This is a genomic window from Microcella sp., assembly GCF_033763155.1.
GTDB lineage: Bacteria > Actinomycetota > Actinomycetes > Actinomycetales > Microbacteriaceae > Microcella.
The window spans coordinates 1-4588 of sequence record NZ_JANRKZ010000001.1; the positions used below are offsets into that span (position 1 = coordinate 1).

The 4588-nt window shown below is 66.4% G+C and carries 5 protein-coding genes; all 5 read left to right on the forward strand.

Annotation, left to right across the window (positions count from 1 at the left end):
* A partial coding sequence (obgE, locus tag SFU54_RS00005) for a GTPase ObgE (RefSeq protein WP_319014274.1) occupies positions 1–1435 on the forward strand: 1435 nt, incomplete at its 5' end.
* Positions 1428–2243 (forward strand): glutamate 5-kinase, encoded by an 816-nt coding sequence (gene proB / locus SFU54_RS00010; protein ID WP_319014275.1) that lies wholly within the window; start codon positions 1428–1430, stop codon positions 2241–2243. The genes obgE and proB, both read left to right, overlap by 8 nt.
* Positions 2244–2247: 4 nt before the next feature.
* Positions 2248–3564 (forward strand): glutamate-5-semialdehyde dehydrogenase, encoded by a 1317-nt coding sequence (locus SFU54_RS00015; protein ID WP_319014276.1) that lies wholly within the window; start codon positions 2248–2250, stop codon positions 3562–3564.
* A 52-nt stretch (positions 3565–3616) separates the two neighbouring features.
* Positions 3617–3817, forward strand: coding sequence for a hypothetical protein (locus SFU54_RS00020; RefSeq protein WP_319014277.1), 201 nt, complete (start codon positions 3617–3619; stop codon positions 3815–3817).
* A 26-nt stretch (positions 3818–3843) separates the two neighbouring features.
* The gene (gene nadD, locus SFU54_RS00025; protein WP_319014278.1) at positions 3844–4464 is read left to right on the forward strand and encodes a nicotinate-nucleotide adenylyltransferase; all 621 of its coding nucleotides are present in this window, start codon (positions 3844–3846) and stop codon (positions 4462–4464) included.
* Positions 4465–4588 lie beyond the last annotated feature (124 nt).

The following is a 4588-nucleotide window of genomic DNA, read 5'->3' on the forward strand; positions in this document are numbered from 1 at the left end:
CCTCGCGGGCCCCGATGGCGGCAACGGGGGAGACGGCGGCGACATTGTGCTCGTCGCGGCCGCCCACGAGACCACGTTGCTCGGCTATCACCGGCGCCCCCACCGCTCGAGCGACAACGGCGGCCCCGGCATGGGCGACAATCGCTCGGGCTTCACGGGCGCCGACCTCGAACTTCCGGTTCCGATCGGCACGGTCGTTCGCGATGCCGACGGCACCGAGCTCGCCGACCTCACTGAACCGGGCATGCGCATCGTCGTCGCCCCGGGTGGCCAGGGCGGCCTCGGCAATGCGGCGCTCGCGACCACGAAGCGTAAAGCGCCTGGCTTTGCGCTGCTCGGCACCGCGGGCTGGGAGGGCGACATCGTCCTCGAACTCAAGACGGTGGCCGACGTCGCCCTCGTGGGCTACCCGAGCGCCGGCAAGTCGAGCCTCATTGCCGCGATCTCAGCAGCGAAGCCCAAAATCGCTGACTACCCCTTCACGACGTTGCACCCCAACCTCGGGGTCGTCGAGTCGGGCGAATCGCGCTTCACGGTCGCCGATGTTCCTGGCCTTATCGAGGGCGCGAGCGAGGGCAAGGGTCTCGGCCTCGAATTCTTGCGTCACGTCGAGCGATGCAGCGCTCTTTTGCACGTGCTCGACTGCGCCACGCTCGAGCCGGGTCGCGATCCCCTGAGCGACCTCGACATCATCCTGACCGAACTCGCCGCCTACCCGGTTCCTGACGGCCAAGTGCCCCTGCTCGAGCGCCCACAGTTGATCGCGCTCAACAAGGTCGACGTGCCCGAGGGGCGTGAGCTCGCCGAGTTCGTGCGGCCCGAGCTCGAGGCCCGCGGCTACCGCGTGTTCGAGATCAGCGCCGTGAGCCGTGAGGGCCTTCGCGCGCTCACCTTCGCTCTCGCCGAGCTCGTTGACGCCGACCGTGCGGCGAAGGCCGCTGAGGCCGTTGTGCGCGAGCGCATCGTGCTGCGCCCCCGCGCCGTCAACACCGAAGAGTTCCGCATCGTTGTCGAGGGCGGCTCTGACGGCAATCTCTACCGCATTCTCGGAGCCAAGCCCGAGCGATGGGTGCAACAGACCGACTTCCGCAACGATGAAGCCGTGGGCTATCTCGCCGACCGCCTCGCAAAGATTGGTATCGAAGACCAGCTCTTCGCGGCGGGAGCCGTTGCGGGTGCGACTGTCGTCATCGGCCCCGGCGATGGTGTGGTCTTCGACTGGGAGCCCACCCTCACGAGCGCTGCCGAGCTCATGACCGCTCCGCGAGGCACTGACCCTCGACTCGATGCCCTCAACCGGCCGTCGACGAGCCAGCGCCGTCAGAGCTACTACGAGCGAATGGATGCGAAGGCCGCGGCGCGGGCCGAGCTTGAAGCCGAGCGCATCGCCGAGCGCGATGCCAGTCGATACAACGACGAGGAGGGCGATGACTGAGGTCGAGGCCGCCACCGGTCACGAAGCCGGGCTGCGTGAGGCCGTCGTGGCCGCGCGGCGCATCGTGGTCAAGGTGGGATCATCGTCGATCAGCGGCGCCAATGCCGGGCAAATTGCTCCCCTCGTGGATGCCCTTGCCGAGGCGCACGCGCGTGGCGTGCAGGTCGTGCTCGTGTCGTCGGGTGCCATCGCCACGGGCATCCCGTATCTCAAACTCGATGAGCGCCCCACCGACCTGGCTACCCAGCAGGCGGCTGCCGCTGTGGGACAAAATGTGCTCATCCATCGTTACCAAGAGAGCCTTGACCGCTACGGCATCGTGGCGGGGCAAGTGTTGCTCACCGCGGGTGACCTAGAGAATGCCACTCCGCGCAGCAACGCGCAGCGCGCGATGGAACGACTGCTGGGCTTGCGCATCCTCATCATCGTCAATGAGAACGACACCGTCGCGACGCAAGAGATTCGTTTTGGTGACAACGACCGCCTCGCGGCCCTGGTGAGCGAGCTCGTGCATGCTGACTTGCTCGTGCTGCTCAGTGATGTCGATGCTCTGTACACGCGGCCGCCGCACGAGCCCGGGGCCGAACGTATCTCGGTGGTCGCCCACGACGACGACCTTGAGTCCGTTGAGATCGGAACAATCGGCGCCGCCGGCGTCGGAACGGGCGGAGCGAGCACCAAGATCGCCGCCGCGAAGCTCGCGTCGGGTCAGGGTATTCCGGTCGTGTTGACCTCGACCGACCAGGTGGCTCAGGCCCTCTCGGGTGCTGTCGTCGGCACGTGGTTTGAGGCCGCGCCGGTAGGCTGACGCCATGTCGTCGACCGTCGAAGCTACTGTTCACCACGGCGCCGAGGGCGGTCTGCCCGGGCACATCGAGTCTGCGGGCATCATCGACACCGAGTTGCGCGCCGCGCAGATCGCATCGCGAGCTCTCGCCACCCTCACCACCTCCCGCAAGCACGCCGCTCTTGCCGCGATTGCCAACGGTCTTGAGGCGGCGGTGGCCTCGATTGTCGCGGCGAACGCCGACGACCTTGAGCGGGGCCGAGCAACAGGGCTCAGCGAGGGGCTCCTCGACCGCTTGCGCCTCGACGACGCACGCGTTCGGGCCCTCGCGTCTGCCGTTCGCGACGTCATGGCCTTGCCCGATCCCGTGGGCACGGTCGTTCGCGGCTCGCGCCTGCCCAATGGCATTCACCTCAGCGAAGTGCGGGTTCCGTTCGGCGTCGTCGGCGCGATTTACGAGGCACGGCCCAATGTCACCGTCGACATTGCCGCGCTCGCGATCATGAGTGGCAACGCTGTGCTGTTGCGCGGGGGCAGTGCGGCCGAGAGCTCGAATCGTGTTCTCGTGGCAACCCTGCAAGACGCGATTGCCTCCGTTGGCCTTCCGCGTGCCGCGGTTCAGACGATCGATCAGCACGGTCGCCCGGGCGCCACTGCCCTCATGCGCGCTCGCGGATTCGTCGATGTGCTGATTCCCCGCGGCAGTGCCGACCTCATTCAGACGGTCGTGCGTGAGTCGACGGTTCCCGTGATCGAAACGGGCGCGGGCGTCGTGCACATCGTGCTCGACGAGACGGCCGACGAGCAGCTTGCCGTCGACATCGTGCACAACGCCAAAGTGCAGCGCCCGAGCGTGTGCAACGCGGTCGAGACCGTGCTCATTCACCGGGCTGCGGCAGAGACACTGCTTCCGCCGCTGGTTGCCGCTCTGCGGGCATCGAGTGTGATTGTTCGCGGCGACGAGCGTGCTCGCGCCATCGACCCCACCCTGCCCCTTGCCACTGACGACGACTTCGCGACCGAGCACATGGCTCTTGAGTTGAGCGTCGGCATCGTCGATGACCTGGATGCTGCGCTCGAGCACATTCGTCGGTTCTCGACCCAGCACACCGAGTCGATCATCACGCGCGACATGGCCAACGCCGAGCGTTTTCTCGCCGAGGTCGACTCGGCTGTCGTCATGGTCAACGCCTCGACCCGCTTTAGCGACGGGGGCGAGTTTGGGTTCGGTGCCGAGGTCGGCATTTCGACCCAGAAGTTACACGCGCGGGGCCCAATGGGCTTGCCCGAGCTGACGAGCACGAAGTGGATCGTGCGGGGTGCCGGGCAAGTTCGCGGATGACCTTCGCTAGAGTGGACCTGCTGTCACCGCCCATCAACCCGGGGAGCCCCGAATGCTGACCACGCTGGCCACCGTGATTCTCGCCTCTGAAGAAGAGCTCGCGCCGCTGATTGCGCCTGCCGAGGTCATCGCGGGCGTTGCCGCTCTTGTGTTCCTCATGCTCGGTCTCGTGACGTTTGCGTATCGCGATGTTGCCAACCGGCACAGCAACAAGACCGCTAACAAGCCGAACGGGCACGACGCCGGCCACTGAGCCGGGCTGACGCCACCGCGATACCCATCGCCACTACAGCCACCTCTCGGCCCGCTGCGCACCGCGCGCGGGTGGGAATCATGGGCGGAACATTTGACCCGATCCACCATGGTCACCTCGTGGCGGCAAGTGAAGTGGCGCATGCGTTCGACCTCGATGAGGTGGTTTTTGTTCCGACCGGGCAGCCGTATCAGAAGCACGGTGTGACCGACAGCGAGCACCGCTATCTCATGACGGTGATCGCGACGGCGGCGAACCCGCGCTTTCGAGTGAGTCGCGTCGACATCGATCGCGACGGGCTGACCTACACGATCGATACCCTCCGCGATCTGCGAGCACAGCATCCCGACGCCGATTTGTACTTCATCTCGGGCGCCGATGCGATCGCTCAGATTCTTGATTGGAAAGACGCTGCCGAGCTCTGGAACCTCGCGCATTTCATCGCCGTGAGCCGCCCAGGCCACGACCTCACTGTTCGCGGATTACCCGAGGGCGACGTAAGCTTGCTCGAGATTCCTGCGCTGGCCATCTCGTCAACAGACTGTCGTGAGCGTGTCGAGCACGGCTCGCCGGTCTGGTACCTGGTGCCCGATGGTGTTGTGCAGTACATCTCGAAACACCAGCTCTACCGAAGCACACCCTTATGAGCACACCCATCGACCCGCCTCAGAGCCGCCGTGCCGCGCGGCAGGCTGAGGTGACGGCTCAGGATGCTCACCCCGAGGTCGCCGCCCCGCCACTGACGCGACGCGCGCGCGGCGGTGCCCCCGC

Bases quoted from the DNA above. Each gene is read 5' to 3' on its own strand.
- proB (WP_319014275.1), top strand. From the start codon at position 1,428: ATGACTGAGGTCGAGGCCGCCACCGGTCACGAAGCCGGGCTGCGTGAG.
- SFU54_RS00015 (WP_319014276.1), top strand. From the start codon at position 2,248: ATGTCGTCGACCGTCGAAGCTACTGTTCACCACGGCGCCGAGGGCGGT.
- SFU54_RS00020 (WP_319014277.1), top strand. From the start codon at position 3,617: ATGCTGACCACGCTGGCCACCGTGATTCTCGCCTCTGAAGAAGAGCTC.